16 protein-coding genes are annotated in these 16556 nt (G+C 43.9%); 8 read left to right on the forward strand and 8 right to left on the reverse strand.

The window, feature by feature from the left end:
• Positions 1–317: 317 nt before the first annotated feature.
• The 4 genes from ACTIE6_RS00550 to ACTIE6_RS00565 all read left to right on the forward strand — a co-directional run bounded on the left by ACTIE6_RS00550 (position 318) and on the right by ACTIE6_RS00565 (position 2500).
• A complete protein-coding gene (locus ACTIE6_RS00550; RefSeq protein WP_439554771.1) occupies positions 318–767 on the forward strand; it encodes a nucleotidyltransferase substrate binding protein in 450 nt (149 codons plus the stop codon).
• 27 nt (positions 768–794) lie between these two features.
• Positions 795–1103 (forward strand): nucleotidyltransferase domain-containing protein, encoded by a 309-nt coding sequence (locus ACTIE6_RS00555; RefSeq protein WP_439554772.1) that lies wholly within the window; start codon positions 795–797, stop codon positions 1101–1103.
• A gap of 132 nt (positions 1104–1235) precedes the next feature.
• On the forward strand, positions 1236–1760 hold the full coding sequence (locus ACTIE6_RS00560; RefSeq protein WP_439554773.1) for a hypothetical protein: 525 nt from the start codon (positions 1236–1238) through the stop codon (positions 1758–1760).
• A gap of 266 nt (positions 1761–2026) precedes the next feature.
• Complete coding sequence (locus ACTIE6_RS00565) at positions 2027–2500, forward strand: hypothetical protein (protein ID WP_439554774.1); 474 nt, start codon at positions 2027–2029, stop codon at positions 2498–2500.
• 183 nt (positions 2501–2683) lie between these two features.
• Here ACTIE6_RS00565 and ACTIE6_RS00570 read toward each other — a convergent pair whose 3' ends face one another.
• The 3 genes from ACTIE6_RS00570 to ACTIE6_RS00580 form a co-directional block, all read right to left on the reverse strand.
• On the reverse strand, positions 2684–3109 hold the full coding sequence (locus ACTIE6_RS00570) for an XRE family transcriptional regulator (RefSeq protein ID WP_439554775.1): 426 nt from the start codon (positions 3107–3109) through the stop codon (positions 2684–2686).
• A 453-nt stretch (positions 3110–3562) separates the two neighbouring features.
• The gene (locus tag ACTIE6_RS00575; RefSeq protein ID WP_439554776.1) at positions 3563–3808 is read right to left on the reverse strand and encodes a hypothetical protein; all 246 of its coding nucleotides are present in this window, start codon (positions 3806–3808) and stop codon (positions 3563–3565) included.
• A 151-nt stretch (positions 3809–3959) separates the two neighbouring features.
• Positions 3960–4805, reverse strand: a complete 846-nt coding sequence (locus ACTIE6_RS00580; RefSeq protein WP_439554777.1) for a universal stress protein — start codon at positions 4803–4805, stop codon at positions 3960–3962.
• Positions 4806–5370: 565 nt separating this feature from the next.
• On the opposite strand from ACTIE6_RS00580, the gene ACTIE6_RS00585 reads away from it, so the two are divergent.
• On the forward strand, positions 5371–5796 hold the full coding sequence (locus ACTIE6_RS00585; RefSeq protein WP_439554778.1) for a cation-transporting P-type ATPase: 426 nt from the start codon (positions 5371–5373) through the stop codon (positions 5794–5796).
• On the forward strand, positions 5751–7880 hold the full coding sequence (gene mgtA / locus ACTIE6_RS00590) for a magnesium-translocating P-type ATPase (protein ID WP_439554779.1): 2130 nt from the start codon (positions 5751–5753) through the stop codon (positions 7878–7880). Before ACTIE6_RS00585 ends, mgtA begins: the two co-directional genes overlap by 46 nt.
• Before the next feature lie 207 nt (positions 7881–8087).
• On the opposite strand, the gene ACTIE6_RS00595 is transcribed toward mgtA, so the two are convergent.
• Together ACTIE6_RS00595 and ACTIE6_RS00600 are read right to left on the reverse strand one after the other, a co-directional pair.
• The gene (locus tag ACTIE6_RS00595) at positions 8088–8924 is read right to left on the reverse strand and encodes a universal stress protein (protein ID WP_439554780.1); all 837 of its coding nucleotides are present in this window, start codon (positions 8922–8924) and stop codon (positions 8088–8090) included.
• A 228-nt stretch (positions 8925–9152) separates the two neighbouring features.
• Complete coding sequence (locus ACTIE6_RS00600) at positions 9153–9413, reverse strand: ATP-binding protein (RefSeq protein WP_439554781.1); 261 nt, start codon at positions 9411–9413, stop codon at positions 9153–9155.
• A 356-nt stretch (positions 9414–9769) separates the two neighbouring features.
• Between ACTIE6_RS00600 and ACTIE6_RS00605 the strand changes: the two genes are divergently transcribed.
• Complete coding sequence (locus ACTIE6_RS00605; RefSeq protein ID WP_439554782.1) at positions 9770–10330, forward strand: NAD(P)H-dependent oxidoreductase; 561 nt, start codon at positions 9770–9772, stop codon at positions 10328–10330.
• Positions 10331–10344: 14 nt separating this feature from the next.
• Entirely contained in the window at positions 10345–13005 is a 2661-nt protein-coding gene (locus ACTIE6_RS00610; protein ID WP_439554783.1) for a cation-translocating P-type ATPase, read from the forward strand.
• A 1076-nt stretch (positions 13006–14081) separates the two neighbouring features.
• On the opposite strand, the gene nhaA is transcribed toward ACTIE6_RS00610, so the two are convergent.
• The 3 genes from nhaA to ACTIE6_RS00625 all read right to left on the reverse strand — a co-directional run.
• Entirely contained in the window at positions 14082–15284 is a 1203-nt protein-coding gene (gene nhaA / locus ACTIE6_RS00615) for a Na+/H+ antiporter NhaA (RefSeq protein ID WP_439554784.1), read from the reverse strand.
• A gap of 140 nt (positions 15285–15424) precedes the next feature.
• Positions 15425–15739, reverse strand: coding sequence for an HPF/RaiA family ribosome-associated protein (locus ACTIE6_RS00620; RefSeq protein WP_439554785.1), 315 nt, complete (start codon positions 15737–15739; stop codon positions 15425–15427).
• 46 nt (positions 15740–15785) lie between these two features.
• Positions 15786–16556: baeRF3 domain-containing protein (locus ACTIE6_RS00625; protein WP_439554786.1), on the reverse strand; the 771-nt coding region annotated here is incomplete at its 5' end.

Raw genomic sequence — 16556 nt, forward strand, 5'->3', positions numbered from 1 at the left:
GGTAGTTGCACCGGCAGATTTATGTAAAATTGACCAGTGAAGCATAACACACAAAATTGTTACTTTTGAAGGTGAGTACAGATGTTGTATGAAGGCATCATCCATATTCAAGAGTACTTGTTCGATATGTACAAGTCCAAAAAATGACAGGCAACAATTTGGAACCTTTTTACACATTAATCGCCAGTTTGTACCCTTTTTGTACCTTGATGCGTTTAAAGCATTGATTATGAATAATTAATACATATTGTATCGGGAAGTGATTTCAAAGTGATAAGAAGTTAGTTATATATCTGAGATAACTGAGATTATAAATTATGAACGAGCAAGACATTCGTTGGGAGCAGCGCTTTGGCAATTATCTCAAAGCATTGCAAAAGTTAGATCAGGCGGTATCTAAGATCAGAGCGGATTATCCTTTGGACGAGGCTGGAAATATAGATAAGGATGAATTTTTGGATGATATCATTAAGGAAGGACTTATCCAGCGGTTTGAATATACGCACGAGCTGGCCTGGAATGTCATGAAGGATTACCTTTTGCATGTAGACGACATAAAGGTATTGGGGTCCAAAGATGCAACCAGGGCAGCTTTTGCTGCGGACCTAATTAGAGATGGCGAGCTATGGATGGAAATGATCAAAAGCCGAAATCAAACCTCACATACGTACAACGAGGGAACAGCTGATGCGATTTTCAGAAAAATTTTAGATGACTATCTACCTGCATTGTTGGCTTTTAAAGGTGCTATGGAAGAAAAACTTTAAAAGCCAAGGCAGCATATTTGAAGGAGCATGAATTACGGACTTAAAGAAAATACCATCGCTGCCATTCAGGAGGTCTTTAAAAAGTACTCTCTGGTGAATAAGGTACTCCTGTACGGATCGCGGGCGAAAGGAAATTTCCGGAATGGCTCCGACATTGATCTAGTAATGGTAGGCGAAAGCCTCACATTGTCAGATCAATTTAAAATAGAAATGGAACTGGATGATTTGCTGCTTCCCTATAAGATTGATTTGGTGATTTATCATCAGATTGAAAATGAGCAGCTAATTGGTCATATTGATCGGGTAGGGGTGGTGTTCTTTGAGATGGTAGACTAGTGGTTTCGAGCCCCAAGCGTTATTTCGTAGTGAAAATTTAGCTAGCAGGGAGGTAGTGCTCATTTTACAATTGATGTGATTGTATGGATTTCGGGTTTGAATTGTATTTTTATAAAAATACTCTCCAATATCATGAAATATAGCTATACGCTTCTCCTCATCCTCATAGCACTAACTACTTACGCTCAAAAGCAGCGGTATTCTAAAAGTGAATTAAAAGCAATTGTTATTGCTCAGCAAGAGAAGATTTCAAATATGGAAATTGAAATTGCCAGCTTGTCCGGTTTGCAAAAAAAATACTTGAAAGCAGATCAGGATAAATTTGCATGCTTAAATAAGCTTTCCTCTATGTTGGATTCATTAAAAATGAAAAATGATTATATAAAAAGTAAAAACGAACAGAATCAATATCTATTAAACTACATTAACCAGCTAAAGGAAGAACTTAGGCAAAAAGACCGAGTTGTGTCGAGCATTGCACAACCTGTTATTAGCTCGCCCAGAATGAATAAAGCAAGATATTCTTTATCGAATGATGATAACACGCCAACCTACAAACCCTCACGCCGTGTCTATATAACAGGGCCACGAGGAGGTTGCTACTACATCAATGGGAATGGAAACAAAACATATGTTGATCGGAGTCTATGCAGATAGTCTTTGCCTAGCTTAAATGCGAGAGCGTCTTACTTGATAGAAAGCATTTTGCGGAGAGTTTTTTTTGTAAAGGTAATTTATGGAAATCTGCGAGTAAGTGCGCTTTATTTGATCGGTTTTAAAATTGGCTTAGTTTACTTCTTTATAGAAAATATAAACCTTAAACTAGTAATTGAATTTACGCTCGGTTTAATTTAGTTTCGTTTTAACTGTAAATTAGGTCTCGCTGCGCAACAGGCCTCAGAACATCGACACGAACTGTATGTATGAGCAAGAAGAAGAACAAGTATGGTGAGGTTGAAATAGGAGACCTGGAAGCAATTGTTGGATCTGCTGATGCCTTTTACAAAATAGGTTACAGGATAGCGCTACGATATGCCAGGGCAAAACGAGAAAACAAACTGTCCCAATTTAATAATTACGAATTGGCCGTTGGAGCTACTGATATTCTTTTGTCGTTTGAGTTGTATCTCAAAGCATTAATTCTAATCCTTACAGGGCTCTATGTTGAAGGACATCATTTGTTGGCCCTTTTCGATAAACTTCCTGAAAATGTTAGGAATGAGCTGTCAGCAAACTTTTGGGCTGGAAAGACCAACTTGAGAGGAGACTTTCCAATAATCCGGCGCCTATCGCCCGTGCTCGGCCAACAATATGATCCTTGGAAGAATGAGATCAATCTCCGATCGTTCTTTGAGGTTCACAATGAGGGGTTTGTCGAATGGCGGTATCAGTTTTAAGCTGAGTTTACTAAGACAATTTACGCTGACTTCTCTTTGATGCAAGTGCTTCAAAAAGTACTGCAAAGAGCATTGGTAAAATACAAACCTGTTAAATGACGACTCAATTGCGAGAGCAGGAGTGTCCTCTCAGTGGCGGCCTCGATGCATTTGAGGTGAATAATAATCTTCTAAAAGACATCTCTAGCTCTCCTTAATCAACCGCTCCAACCGCCCCATCATCTCATCCTTCTCCTTCAACATCCGTTCATACAGTGCAATCTTCTCTTCATGAAGCTGAACAATTTTTTCAATGGGATGTAGGTGAATGGTGCCATAATTGAAAGAGTTGCCAATGGTATTTTCAGTGAATGTATTTGAAATAATATTCACAGCCTTCTCTTCATCAAAATTCCGAATTGCCTCAGCCGGAATCTTCAAAATCGCCGCCACCTGCTCTAAAATGTCATTATCAATCTTTTCTTTCTGTTCGAGCAGGGAGATTTTTTGCTGGTTCCAGTCCTCGCCAAGCTCAAATGCGAGGGCGTCTTGCTTGATGGAAAGCATTTCGCGGAAGCGTTTCAGATTGCGTCCTTCGTGAATCTTAGGATTGGAGGTAGTATGTGCCATTTAGAAAGAATGTTTGGTTAAAAAAGCAATTTATGTAAATCTGCCGGGAAGTGAGTGGATAACTTACAGGGTTGTTCATGTAAGTTACTCAACAAAATTTATTACAACGTTTATAGATCTGTGTGCTTCTGTGCGTGACAAGTTCCTGGGCTATATGGAAAGTCTTGAGGAAAGCAATTTTGAGCGGATCTATATGGACTTTGGAGCGCAGGAGTCCGAACAAATTCGGCGCTTATCCAGCGCGACATTCCATTCAAAGAGTTCTGCGACGAATTAGGCTTTACCGTTGCATTCAACATCATCATTGGCGGTGGGCGAGCCTACAAAGCATCCGTGGATTACCTCCAAAAGCTTGTTTCCGTCGTGGATAGTAAGTTTGAGACAGTTGTCTGGCAAAATATTACGAGCTTCAATCAATTCCCAGCAAGCAGTGATGTGGGTGTGACGATCAGATCAGGCATCGGCAATTTTCATCACAACACGTCCCTGAATTTTACCTGCCTTCATATCAGTAAAAACGTCGTTAATGTCCTCCAAGCGAGCCGTAGAAACAGTTGCTTTTACCTTGCCATCCAGCGCAAAATCGATCGCTTCGTGCATATCTTTTCTGGTGCCTACTATGGAGCCGCGAATTGTAAAGCGGTTAAGTACGGTTTCAAAAATTGGCAGATCAAATCCGCCAGGGGGTAAACCGTTCAATGCAAGGGTGCCTTTTCTTCAGATGCAGTAAAATATCCGTCACATTTTACGTGACGTTCGTAGAGGGATAGCCCATGGCGGACACGCTTTGCTTATAATGTGCTTAATCACATGTTTTCTGATAGGGAATTTCTGTATTAGGAAGATAAATTTAAATCTCGTGCGCCGTGTATGTCCAGACGGCTTCCGGACAATGATTTACAACATCTTCGGCGATGCTTCCCAGCATGAGGTGTGTTAAGCCGGTATGTCCGTGGGTAGACATTGCGATGATCGAATACTCTAGCTGCCGGGCGAATTTGATAATTCCTTCTTCTTCTGTTTTGGCTTGCTTGACAACCGTTGTGTAGTTCTTCAAACTGTAAAATCGCGCAAAGTTCTCCAAAGCCATTTTCAGTTCCTGATCTTTCCGCTTTAATTCCGGTGTTTTTACATGTAGCAAATGAAGCTTCGCATTAAAAAAAGTTTGCAACGCTTTCACCTTTTCGATCAAGGCGCTCTTATTCAATTCAATGGTTGTAGGGAAAATGATGTTCCTGATTTGCTCGACTTTCTGGTTTTTGTGAACGGCAAAAACCGGGACGGGAGAGCTTCGCACGATTTTTTCGGTATTGGAGCCTACCAGAATTTCATTAAGCCCACTCGCGCCGCTGGTTGCCATTACCACCAGATCAGCATCTTGCTTGTGAATGGATTTCAAGATTGCATGATTGAGCAGGCCTTGCTCAATAACGAATTTGACAACAACGTTCCCGGCATTTAACTTTTGCTTTAATTCTTCGAAATCGGCAAATGCTTGTCGTTTCAATTCAGCGAGAATTGACATTGAATTGACATAGTATGGATTTGTTTCAAGGGTCTCAATGTAGCCGGGCGTGAGGTTGATAACATGTAAAACAGTTACTTCTCCTTGGCTTAAAGCCGCAATTTCAATAGCAAATCGAAGCGCCTGCTCAGAGGCTTTCGAAAACTCACAGGGAACCAGGATGTTTTTCATGAGGTCGAATTTTGGTTAGTTGCAGAGCAAGTCCATTGCAGGATAAAATAAGAGGATCGTGGACTTTAATGCCTTGATGGGGCTTATCCCAGATTATAATTCTGATCAATCCACCATCGGTGCTTTGAACTTCTTTTCAACAAACTCTTTGTGGTAAACTAATAAAGGGACTTGGGTATCTACGGTTAATTTCTTTGTCATAGATGGGTTAAGGAGCTTTTCAAGAAAGCCTGGGTACTAAGATCGTCTTCATAGGATAGATTAGTTTATGCTCTGAGTCAGTATGTTACAAAGCTCGTAGCAGCAGGCCTGCAAGAGAATGACGAAGGTCATACCGTTTTAGAAGTGTGGTCAGTCAGATATCTTCTGTTGGCCGAGAGTTTTGCTGATATGAGCATAACCTAAGGTTGCATTTACTAAGGCACCGAGCAGGGGTTCGACGGCACCAGTTCTAAGTTATCTGTCGAGCTCATATTCTTAACTGACCAGCATCATAAATGCCGGGCTATCACTTGATGAACTTTACATTTAAATCCTGCATGTCAAAATTTAAATGTTTTAAATCATGTACGTAAAGAATATCCGCAGCCTGCCAATAGAGATGGTTTTTGACCAACTAAAAAGTAATGTACATGGTTTGAAGGATGATATCGTCAGGGAGCGACAACAGCAAAATTCAAAAAAAGATATTGGTGAATCAGAGCTCAAAAAAGGCCTGAGGATATTCATTCGGCAATTTACCAGCCCGCTGGTGCTCTTGCTTGTGATCGCCGTTATGCTTTCAGCTGTTCTCGGAGAGGTTTCAGATACTTTGATCATCTTTTTCATCCTTGTAGTCACGGGACTGCTAAGTTTCTGGCAGGAGTTTCACGCTGGCAAAGCGGTTGAAAAACTCCGGGAAATGATCGAAATCAAAAGCCTTGTTGTTCGAGATGGGTTGAGCAGATGGTCAATACAAATGAAATTGTACCCGGTGATATTCTTCATCTAAGGGCCGGAGACATTATTCCTGCAGATTGCCGGATTGTTGAAAGTAATGAGCTCCATGTGAATGAGAGCAGCCTAACCGGCGAAAGTTATCCCGCTGAAAAAATGCCGGGCATAGCCGACGAGGACGCCCCTCTTGCGAAAACTTTAAACTGCCTCTGGCAAGGTACCAATGTTGTCAGTGGAACAGGAACGGCCGTAGCAGTTTATACCGGAAATGACACTGTTTTTGGTAAAATAGCCGCCAGCCTTTCAGATACGCACGAAACAGCATTCGAGAGGGGCATCAAACAATTCGGTTACTTCCTGCTACAAATTACGGCCGCCTTAACGCTGATCATTTTTGCGATAAATATATATTTCCACAAACCCCTTTTAGACTCACTGTTGTTTTCCCTTGCCCTGGCAGTTGGGATGGCGCCTGAGCTGCTGCCTGCGATTATGACCGTAGCCATGTCGTCAGGAGCCGCAAGGATGATGAAAAAGAAGGTGATCGTCAAGAAGCTTTCGTCCATTTTTAATTTCGGCGAGGTTCGCATTTTGTGCTCCGACAAAACAGGGACGATTACTGAGGGAACCGTGGTGGCGAAAGATTTTGTCAACGTATATGGGCAGCCGGATGATCAGGTCCGGTTGTTTGCATTTTTGAATGCATCTATGCAGAAAGGTTTTACTAACCCTGTCGACCAGGCAATTTGTGCCTTGAATGTTGATGATCGTGGTTATACCAAGCTCGGAGAAATACCTTATGATTTTATCAGAAAAAGGCTTAGCGTGCTGGTGGACTTTGAAGGGAAGGCAACCATTATTAGTAAAGGGGCCCTGGCCAATATTCTCCAAGTTTGCGAATTTGTGCATTCGCAGACAGGAGATTTAAAGCAGCTGGATGAAAAGATGCGAAGTGATATCAATGATCGTTTTGAAAGTTTGTCCAAGGAAGGCTATCGTGTGCTGGGTATCGCTTCAAAACAGTTTGGGGGAGATAAAATGAGCCGCGAGGACGAGACAGAGATGACATTTATGGGTTATCTGCTATTGGAAGATCCACTAAAGGAATCCAGCATCTCCTCTATCAAAAGGCTCGGAGAAATGCAGGTTCAGTTTAAGATTATTACCGGGGACAATCGTTATGCGGCGGCGCATATTGCGCAAAAATTGGGTATCAGCCAGCCGCAGATCCTGACAGGTGACCAGTTGAACCAGATGTCACCGGAAGCATTGCTGAATAGAGCATTAAAAACAGATGTATTTTCAGAAATTGAGCCCCATCAGAAGGTTCGCATTGTGAAAGCCTTTCAAGCGGCAAAACAAGTGGTAGCCTACATAGGTGATGGCATTAATGATGTCGCCGCCATCAACGCGGCGGACGCGGGAATCTCTACAAGCAATGCGGTGGACGCGGCAAAACAGGCTGCGGATTTCGTTCTGCTGGAAAAGGACCTTTCTGTACTAGCCGATGGCATCCAGGAGGGGAGAAAGTCTTTTGTCAACTCAATGAAATACATTTTCATCACCACGGGGGCCACATTCGGTAATATGTTCAGTGTCGCTGCGGCTTCACTTTTACTGCCTTTTCTGCCCATGCTTCCCAAGCAGATTTTGCTTACAAACTTCATCACGGATTTACCCGCTTTGGCAATCGCCTCTGACAATGTAGATCAACAGCAGCTAGCTTCGCCCGGCCGTTGGAACATGCGATTAATCCGGAATTTTATGATCGTCTTCGGGCTGCATAGTTCTCTATTTGATTTTTTGACGTTTTACGCGCTCTATTTTCACTTTCGTTTGACCGGGGCTGCCTTTCGTACAGGCTGGTTCCTTGAATCGGTGATTACCGAGCTGTTGATCTTGCTGGTAATTCGAACCAAAGTATCCTTTTTTAAAAGCAAGCCTGGCAATTTGCTGCTGGTCATCACGGTTATTGCGCTGATACTGGCCGTTTACCTCCCATGGTCTCCGGCAGCCTTTGCGCTGGGCCTTACGGGTATCGAGGGGCAGCAGGTGTTGGTTTTGCTCGGCATCCTGGCTGCGTACATGATAACGGCCGATTGGTTAAAAGTTTGGTTTTTTAGATTCAATAAAGCCTGAGTATGATAAGTACCCTACCGGCTGTAAGCTGCCGGTTGCCCTAAAACTGACTAATCTTAACTAACCCTGACTATGAAAACAATATTAGTACCCTGTGATTTTTCCGTGCCAGCGCTACGTGGGCTTGAATTTGCAGTTGAGTTAGCTCAGGCAACATCCTTATGCAACAGGTCACAGATTATGCCCGGGCAAAATGCCCGGTTAAGCTTATGTATGTGCTATAAAAAGGGGGCTATCCAACTTTTCCATTAGCACATCTGCCATGCTTTGGCGAAACCATCGCGACACCAGGTTTCGCTGATATGCCCCTAATACTACCAGTGGCGGTTTTTCACTTTCTTTTAAATACTTCACAATTTCTTGTTCGGCAGCACCATGCAGGACGTGATAGCTGGCATTATGAAAGTGCCTTCTCGAAAACTCCTTCATAAGGCGATTGTCCGGAACTTGATGGTTTTCATCCTGTGGTTTAACGGTTAGTATTTCCACTGGAAGCATTTTCATGAACGGTAACAAATAGCTGAACATCTTGATCGCAAACAGGGAAGAAGGCTGCCCATCGTATAACAATACAATCTTATCAACTAGCTCGAAATCTTCCGGTACTACCAGCACCGGGCACTGGACATCACCCAGCAGATCACGAAGAAAGCCGGTGGGTGGCACTTGGGGGAACGGGGACAGCGTTTCATTTTTGGCAATAATCAGCAGATCCGCGTATACCGTTTCGTGCAATAATTCTGGCAATGCAAAATTCCGGTCATGGTGGATATTAAATTCAATGTCGGCCTTTTGACAAAGCGCGGTGAATTTTTCTACTGATTCTGCCCTTGAAACAAGGTCTTGCTCATTAAGCTTGCGAAGCTCCTGTTCCCAGGGTTCCCGCCGGGGCGCCAGTTCATAAATGGAATAACTATGATAGCTGAAATCTTCCAAGAATACACCAACGAGATGCGAATGGGTTTCACGGGCAATCTGAATGGCAAACTGTACAGTGCTCTCTGCGTATTTGAGGCCATCAAGGGCGGCAATAATCTTTTTCATAAGTTTCTCCTGGTTTAATGGTGAGCAAAAAAGAATGGTAAGCTGTAAGCCTGGAATATTTTCAACTGAGCTGCGGTTGTGCAATCAGGCTATGATTGATCCAAGTAGCTAACAATAAGGCGAATATCAGGGTAAGGGAGCGCATGGTTATCTATCGATTCTGTATCAAAGTAACCGTATACAAGCTTCGAATAACCTGATGGAGAATGGGTGATGATATGATTTACGTCAGTTTACTGGCCGCAACAGAAAGTGAAATTTTGTAATAAGCAACCCTAAACCTTTGGCATCTGGATTGCCATGGAAAGTTTTGTACGTTCCAAATAGGTCCTTGCCGTGTTTTTGCAAATCAATTCCAACATCGTTATCCATAATTCGTAGTTGCAGATGGGTATCGGTGCATACCGTGTCAATATCGATTTTTGGAGCCCTAGCGGGATGTCGGTACTTCAAGGCATTACTGAAAAGATTGGGCATAATGCTTTCCAAGTACGCCGGAGGGCCGATTGAAAATACTAACGTCTGATGACTTCTATCAGCTCATGGTATTTATAAATCAAGACGATGGCAACATGAAAATCTTGGCTTCTCAGCAGGCAAGTTAAACATGACGAATATCATATCGAAAGGACATTCAGGTCCATTAATCTGCCTACGAGTGTCAATATCTTCGCAGATCTTTTATTTGAAATGAAGGTAAGACGCAGTTACTAAATAAAGTTGCAAGGGAGGCCCAACAATGCGCGAGATTTGACTTTTGCATTTTTTGATTGGAGTAGATGGAATTTAACTAACTAAAAGAGGATCCCGTATAACGGGATGTCAATCACCAAATATCATATTTCATGAATACCTACATTCTGCTGGCTCACCCTGATAAAAATAGTTTTAATGGGCGGCTTGCTGACGCATATGAGCAAAAAATGTTACTGGCGGGGCATCAGGTCCGCAGGCAGAATATAGGTGAAATGCAGTTTGACCCGGTTCTTTGGAAAGGGTACTCCGTTATTCAGCAGTTGGAACCGGATTTGCAGCAAACGCAGGAAAATATTTTATGGTGCCAAAAATGGGTGATCATATATCCGGTCTGGTGGGGCTCGGTCCCCGCGATCTTCAAAGGGCTTTTAGACAGGGCATTGCTTCCGGGATTTGGTTTCAAATACCATGAAAAGGATCCATTCTGGGACAAATACCTGGGCAAAAGGTCAGCTCATGTTATCACAACTTCGGACGCGCCCGCGATCTGGTTATGGTGGCAGTATGGCAACAGTGATATCAAAGCCATCAGGAAAGCGACACTGGAATTCTGCGGGATCAAACCCGTAAAGGTAACCCGCATTGACAGGGTCAAGTATCTGGACGAAGCAAAACGCAGTAAGATCATCAAAGACATAGCAACGGGCTAGTTTCCTTTAATAGTATGGCCAAAGCCTATCAAGAAATCAGCGTGCAACAATTGGCCGAAACCCTTCAAACGGATGTTGCAAGGGGTCTTTCCACAATGGAAGCCAAATTCAGAAACCAGCGTCTGGGACTCAATGAGCTTAGCCGGGAAAAGCCCGAGAGCATCTGGGCAATATTGCTCCGGCAGGTTAACAGCCTGATTGTATGGATACTCGCAGCAGCAGCGATCGTGTCGTTTTTAATGGGGGATACAGTCGAAGGTTTTGCCGTACTGGCTGTCATTGTCATCAATGCAGCGACCGGATTCATACTTGAATTCAACGCGCGCGAATCCATGGAGGCGCTTCGCAAACTGGATACCACGCCCGCCCGGGTTCTCCGCGACGGGCAGATCAGGGAAATCCTTTCCGAGGACGTTACCGAAGGTGATATTCTGATGCTGGAGGCGGGCGACCTGGTGCCGGCGGATGCCAATATTGTGCAGGCGAATCAACTTGAAGTTGACGAATCTACCTTAACAGGCGAATCTGTCCCGTCAGCAAAAAGCACAGAGCCGTCGGCTGCCGATGCGCCCCTGGGCGACCAGCACAACCGACTGTTTAAAGGAACCTCTGTTACCAACGGGAATGCGAAAGCCATTGTTACCAGCATTGGCCAGGCGACGGAATTGGGCAGGATTGCCGCGATGGTGCACCAGGCAAAACGCACGGCAACACCACTTGAAGCCAAACTTGATGCACTAGCCAAAGTACTGATCTGGATTACGGTGGGGCTGGCGATGTTGTTTTTGGTGGTCGGCTTGCTGCGGGGCGAGGAAACCAAGCAACTGATCGAAACTGCAGTTGCGCTTGCCATTGCAGCCATACCGGAAGGAATGTCGGTGGTAGCAACAGTCGCCCTGGCCTATGGGATGCTCAGGCTCGCAGAAAAGAAAGTGATCGTAAAGCGGCTTTCGGCCGTAGAAACATTGGGAGGGACCAATGTGATTTTTACGGATAAAACCGGCACGCTGACCCAGAACATGATCGAAGTGCGCCAGTTGCATTTTCCGGCGGGAGATCTGTTTGTAACTCTGCACCCGGACAAGGACGGAAGGGAAGCTATGGAACTGACCGGCGACGATCTAAACCTTTCCAGTTCAAAGGAATTCGAATTGCTGGCCCGGGTAGGGGCGCTGGCCAATAATGCCCAGCTGAATTCCGGGGAGTCGGATAGAAAACAAATGGGTGATCCGGTAGAGATTGCGCTGCTGCGTTTCGCTGAGGGATCGGGTATTGATCTACAAGCATTTAGTTCGAGATATACCAGAACAGCGGAAGAGGCATTCAGTTCAGACACGCGTATCATGGGAACGCTGCACGAGTCTGTAGGGATGCATTATATTTCGGTGAAAGGGGCTGTTGAGGAAGTATCTGAGCTTTGTTTTTGGGAAAGTGATACTAAAAGACAGAAAGAGCTCGAAATTTCGGAGCGAATGGCGGCCGAAGGGCTCCGCACGCTTGCCTTTGCTTACCGCGAAACGGAGCAGGCACCTTCCGGGAATTTCATTAAAGAAGAAAAGCTTATTTATCTGGGTCTTATCGGCTTTCTGGATCCACCGCTCACAGAGGTCACCCCAGCCCTGCAGGCTTGCCGTAGTGCCGGCATCAAGGTGATTATGGTAACAGGGGATCATCCGGCGACTTCACTGAACATTGCCAGGCAGGTCGAGCTGGTCGGGCACGAGGAACAACTTGTTCTGACCGGAAAGGAACTTCAATCATTTGATCTTTCCTCTAAAACAGACCAGGATACAATACTCAAATGTCGGGTTTTTGCGCGGGTCAGTCCGGCACAAAAACTGAATATGATCGATTTTTACCAAAAACGCGGCGACATCGTCGGCATGACCGGAGACGGTGTAAACGATGCGCCGGCCTTGAAAAAATCAGACATTGGTATTGCCATGGGCTTGCGCGGCACGGCCGTAGCAGCAGAAGCAGCCGATATGGTCTTAAAAGACGATTCTTTCAGCTCCATTGTCAGAGCGATCGGGCAGGGGAGGGTTATCTTCGAAAACATCCGGAAATTCATCGTTTTCCTGCTCTCCTGTAACATGAGTGAGATTTTTGTGGTCACGTTTGCTGGCTTTCTCAATGTAGGTAATCCATTGCTGCCCCTGCAAATTCTCTTTATCAACATCATCACCGATGTATTTCCCGCGCTCGCACTAGGCGTTGGAAAAGAAAACGACAAGCTGATGCATTCGCCACCGAGAGACCCCAAAAAGCCGGTTCTTGAGATGAAAGACTGGAAGCGGATTGTTTATTATGCGCTGGCTATAACAATTAGTGTACTGGGTGTTTTCTGGTATGGAACCAGTCAGCTGGGATTAAGCCACAAGGAAGGCAACACAGTTACTTTTTATGCATTGTCATTGGCGCAGTTACTGCATGTCTTCAATTTGTACTCCGGGAAAAGCAGTCTTTTGCGAAATGAAATTACACGCAATAAATTCATCTGGGTGGCGCTAGGTTTATGCATTCTGATCCTGCTGGCTACCTATTTTATTCCATTATTGAAACAAGTGCTTTCCTTGCAGACGCTGGATGTGCAATCTTTCGGGTTAATATTGATAGGGGGCACTTTACCGCTTGGGATTATTCAGACTTCACGAATTTTAGTGACAAGGATATGAGACAACCCCACTGAAGATCATCCCCGTATTAGCCGCTTATCACTTTGTATGAAAGTCAGCTAAGTTGTATACCCGTAACAAGCACTGAATAGATAAGTAGTGCTTTTGGTAGCTACTATTCTCGTGAACTTATAATAGGAATACGTGACCATTGGACAACCTGTGAATGGAAATCCTGGGTGCCCACCCAAGAACAGGCTTGATGAGTGTTTACACTTTAAGAGATATTTATGCTCGCAGCCCAGTCTGATAACAAATTAGATTTTTATTATAAAATCTAATCCCGCTTAAACTGGCGAACCAAATCGTTTTACTTTAACATTCTTTTAAGACATATCTGACTATTATGACAATATATAGCCTTGCTCGCCGAATCAATGAAATAAGGGATCTTCAAAAAGAATACGATCAAACATGCAATACAGCTCTATTAGGCAGAATCAAAGATCGACAGATAGATTTGAATTTTCTTGTGGACAGTATTATCAGTACATATTGCGTGCCACAAATGGCCTGTAACGAAGATGGGTATGCTGATGTTGAACAATAGATTTTTAAGCAAGTATTGCTGGAATATATACTGACTCTTTCAAATATTACATTCTGTAAGCTAAATCAAACCGTGTTATTTTTGTGATTCTATCACTGTGGCAGCGCGGTTAATAAAGCCTTCAACTTACGCTTTGATTATTTAGCAAAATACTTTTTCAGGTGGGCCATTACCTTGGTGGCGGTTAGTCCATGTACTAAAACAGACAGTAGGGCTATGAATGCAGTAATCGACCATAATTCTTTCTCATGAGAGAAGTGGCTCGCTTACCATAGTTCCCGGTAAAGCAATGGCTATTGCAATAGCCAGCCACGTAAAAGGAAACGCCATCCCATCGTTCATGCCCGCTCCAATTCTTAAGTGAAAAGGGCCGGTCAATTTTTAATCCTGTACCCATTAAGGAGATCACAACCACCAGCTCGGTAATATGGATGGTATGTTCCTGATAAAGTAGCGGATCAGCTCGGGGGAGTATGTCTAGCGCGCTGAGATATGACAGATGATCTGTAAGCCGTGATTAATGTATTTATATTTCAGGAATTTGATCCGCCGAGTTGCCTGATGCATTTCCTGATTTTCTTAACCAGAGAAAACCTATCAATCCGGAAATGACCGAAGCAGTTAATATGGCGAACTTTGCCTGTGAAAGGATTGATTCATTACCAGCAAAAGAAAGCAGGGCAATAAATATGGACATAGTAAAGCCTATTCCTCCAAGCATCCCTACGCCAATAATGTGCATCCATGTAGAATGTTCAGGCATCCTTGCAACCCGAATCTTGACAGCAAGCCATGAGAAAAGGGTTATGCCTACTGTTTTACCAATAACAAGCCCGGCGATTATACCCAATCCCAGCGTTGTTGTAAGCCCGGAAACCATATTTGCTTCGAAGGTGATGTTGGTGTTAGCCAGTGCAAAAATGGGCATGATGATGAAATTGACTGGATTAAGCAGCGCATGTTCTAATTTTTCCAAAGGGGATTCAGCTGCATTTTTATTGGTTGGTATCGCCAAAGCGGTCAGCACTCCGGCGATAGTGGCATGTACCCCCGAATGATGGATGAAGTACCAGATAAAGAGCCCTGGAACTAGATATGCGGCTAGCGATGTAACATTTAGCTTATTAAATATTAAAAGCAAAACAAAAATACCGAACGCATATAATAGGTAAATAAATTGAATATCAGTAGAATAGAAAACAGCAATAACCAGGATTGCTATTAAATCATCGACGATAGCCAGTGCTGAAAGAAAAATTTTCAAAGATGATGGTACTCGTTTTCCCAGCATGGAAATAATCGCCAGGGCAAAAGCAATGTCTGTTGCCATAGGTATCGCCCAGCCATTGGCAGTGACAGTGCCAGCGTTAAATGCCAGATAAATTAAGGCTGGGGGAAAGATTCCGCCTAATGCTGCCAAAATGGGAAGAGAGGCCTTTTTAATAGATGAAAGTTCCCCTTCTATCATTTCCCGCTTAATTTCTAAGCCTACAAACAGAAAGAAAATTGCCATTAACCCGTCATTTATCCAAAGCAATACAGGGTATCGCAAGTTTATTCCAGCCATTTCGCTGCCAATTTGCGTGGACAACAGTTCTTCAAAGCCACGCCCTGCTCCGGAGTTGGCAATAAGAAGGGAGACTATTACGCAGGCCATCAAGAGAATACCACCTGATGAGCTGGACTGGAAGAATTTCTGGAAAAGGTTTGGGTAGATTGTCTTTGCCATAATTGTAAGTGAGCTGAAAAGTGTAAGACTGGTTGGCTAAAATGAACCCTTTGCTATTTTGAAGCTCGGCTTAAGCTTGTCAATGTCGGCAAAAGAATGCCCCGGATGTGAGTGTTCACAAACGGGGCGATAGTCAGAATTTAATGGCTCCTGGCTCTTCCAATAACCGTTTCGAGAGCATTTTTAAGCTTCTCGCTAGCACCACGGACAGCCAAAAATCCTTCGTTTGCATCGTTTGAAACAGCAATTGGCTGCCTACCTTCGAGCCTGGCTTCGATTAGGCAGCGAATATCGTTTTGGCCCTCTTTATGCCCATTTTCGTCCGAAAGATGAACTTCTAAACGGGTGATATGCTTACTGAACCTATTTAGATCAGCAGTAAGGAGCTCGATAAGCGGCGCGCTCCTTTCCTGACTGCCTGTGATATTTTTATCCGTGTTAAATTGAATGGTCATAATTCTGATATTTTAATTTCTGAATGCTTTGCTAATAAGTCTGTGATCAATACCTGTAAATTGCTACACAGCCTGACTCAAATGTCATTTGGTCAGAAGGTATTACTAAAACCCTTCCACCCAATTTCTCAACTATTTCTCCAATGTCATCCAGCAAATCATCTGTTTGTGGATCTGAAAGCTTGCCTGTTTCCACACGTCCGCTGACTTCATCCACTATTTTACCGGGCAAAATCAGGTCTGATTCAATTAACAAGGTTTCTACCCGGCCTTCTGTTGCGGCAGCCACAATATCACTGATCAAGTCACTACCTTTTTGGTCGGCAATTGCCTGACGCGCTTTTTCAAACCAGCTTTTTAGCCTTTGATTATATTCAGGTTCCATTACTTCCCACGCCATTGTGGCAAGCTTGTCGGCTGTAAGCGCATCGGGGTTCAGTGTAATCCCGCTTTCAAGCAAAAACGGGTTTTTGTTAACTTTGTTAAACAGATTATGATGCTCCGGAAGAGCAGCAAGGATGAGTGGTAGTCCAGATTCTTTGGAGAATTTTTCATGAACCGTATCGGCCACAACCCTGAAAAATCGCTCGGCGTCAATATCGGTTTCGTCCTTTTTAGATCCATGCCCGTGGTGCATGTTTCCACTTCCCCCACCAACTCCACCATAGGAGGCAATGGTGGTGTGTTTTTCCGTCAATTCGTCCCCTAGGGCATCCTGTATTGTTTTTGGAACATCATTACCCAATTCAATTTCAGAAATTGAATGTCTATTGCCCTCATATAAGCGCATTTCATGCAGACTAAGGCCAAGGATTTG

The sequence above is a fragment of the Dyadobacter sp. genome (assembly GCF_051859145.1).
Classification (GTDB): Bacteria; Bacteroidota; Bacteroidia; order Cytophagales; family Spirosomataceae; genus Dyadobacter.

Coding starts and splice junctions, on each gene's coding strand:
- ACTIE6_RS00570 (WP_439554775.1), bottom strand. CDS start 3,109: ATGGCACATACTACCTCCAATCCTAAGATTCACGAAGGACGCAATCTG.
- mgtA (WP_439554779.1), top strand. CDS start 5,751: ATGGTCAATACAAATGAAATTGTACCCGGTGATATTCTTCATCTAAGG.
- ACTIE6_RS00580 (WP_439554777.1), bottom strand. CDS start 4,805: ATGAAAAACATCCTGGTTCCCTGTGAGTTTTCGAAAGCCTCTGAGCAG.
- ACTIE6_RS00565 (WP_439554774.1), top strand. CDS start 2,027: ATGAGCAAGAAGAAGAACAAGTATGGTGAGGTTGAAATAGGAGACCTG.
- ACTIE6_RS00550 (WP_439554771.1), top strand. CDS start 318: ATGAACGAGCAAGACATTCGTTGGGAGCAGCGCTTTGGCAATTATCTC.
- ACTIE6_RS00555 (WP_439554772.1), top strand. CDS start 795: ATGAATTACGGACTTAAAGAAAATACCATCGCTGCCATTCAGGAGGTC.
- ACTIE6_RS00595 (WP_439554780.1), bottom strand. CDS start 8,924: ATGAAAAAGATTATTGCCGCCCTTGATGGCCTCAAATACGCAGAGAGC.
- ACTIE6_RS00560 (WP_439554773.1), top strand. CDS start 1,236: ATGAAATATAGCTATACGCTTCTCCTCATCCTCATAGCACTAACTACT.
- nhaA (WP_439554784.1), bottom strand. CDS start 15,284: ATGGCAAAGACAATCTACCCAAACCTTTTCCAGAAATTCTTCCAGTCC.
- ACTIE6_RS00585 (WP_439554778.1), top strand. CDS start 5,371: ATGTACGTAAAGAATATCCGCAGCCTGCCAATAGAGATGGTTTTTGAC.
- ACTIE6_RS00605 (WP_439554782.1), top strand. CDS start 9,770: ATGAATACCTACATTCTGCTGGCTCACCCTGATAAAAATAGTTTTAAT.
- ACTIE6_RS00610 (WP_439554783.1), top strand. CDS start 10,345: ATGGCCAAAGCCTATCAAGAAATCAGCGTGCAACAATTGGCCGAAACC.
- ACTIE6_RS00620 (WP_439554785.1), bottom strand. CDS start 15,739: ATGACCATTCAATTTAACACGGATAAAAATATCACAGGCAGTCAGGAA.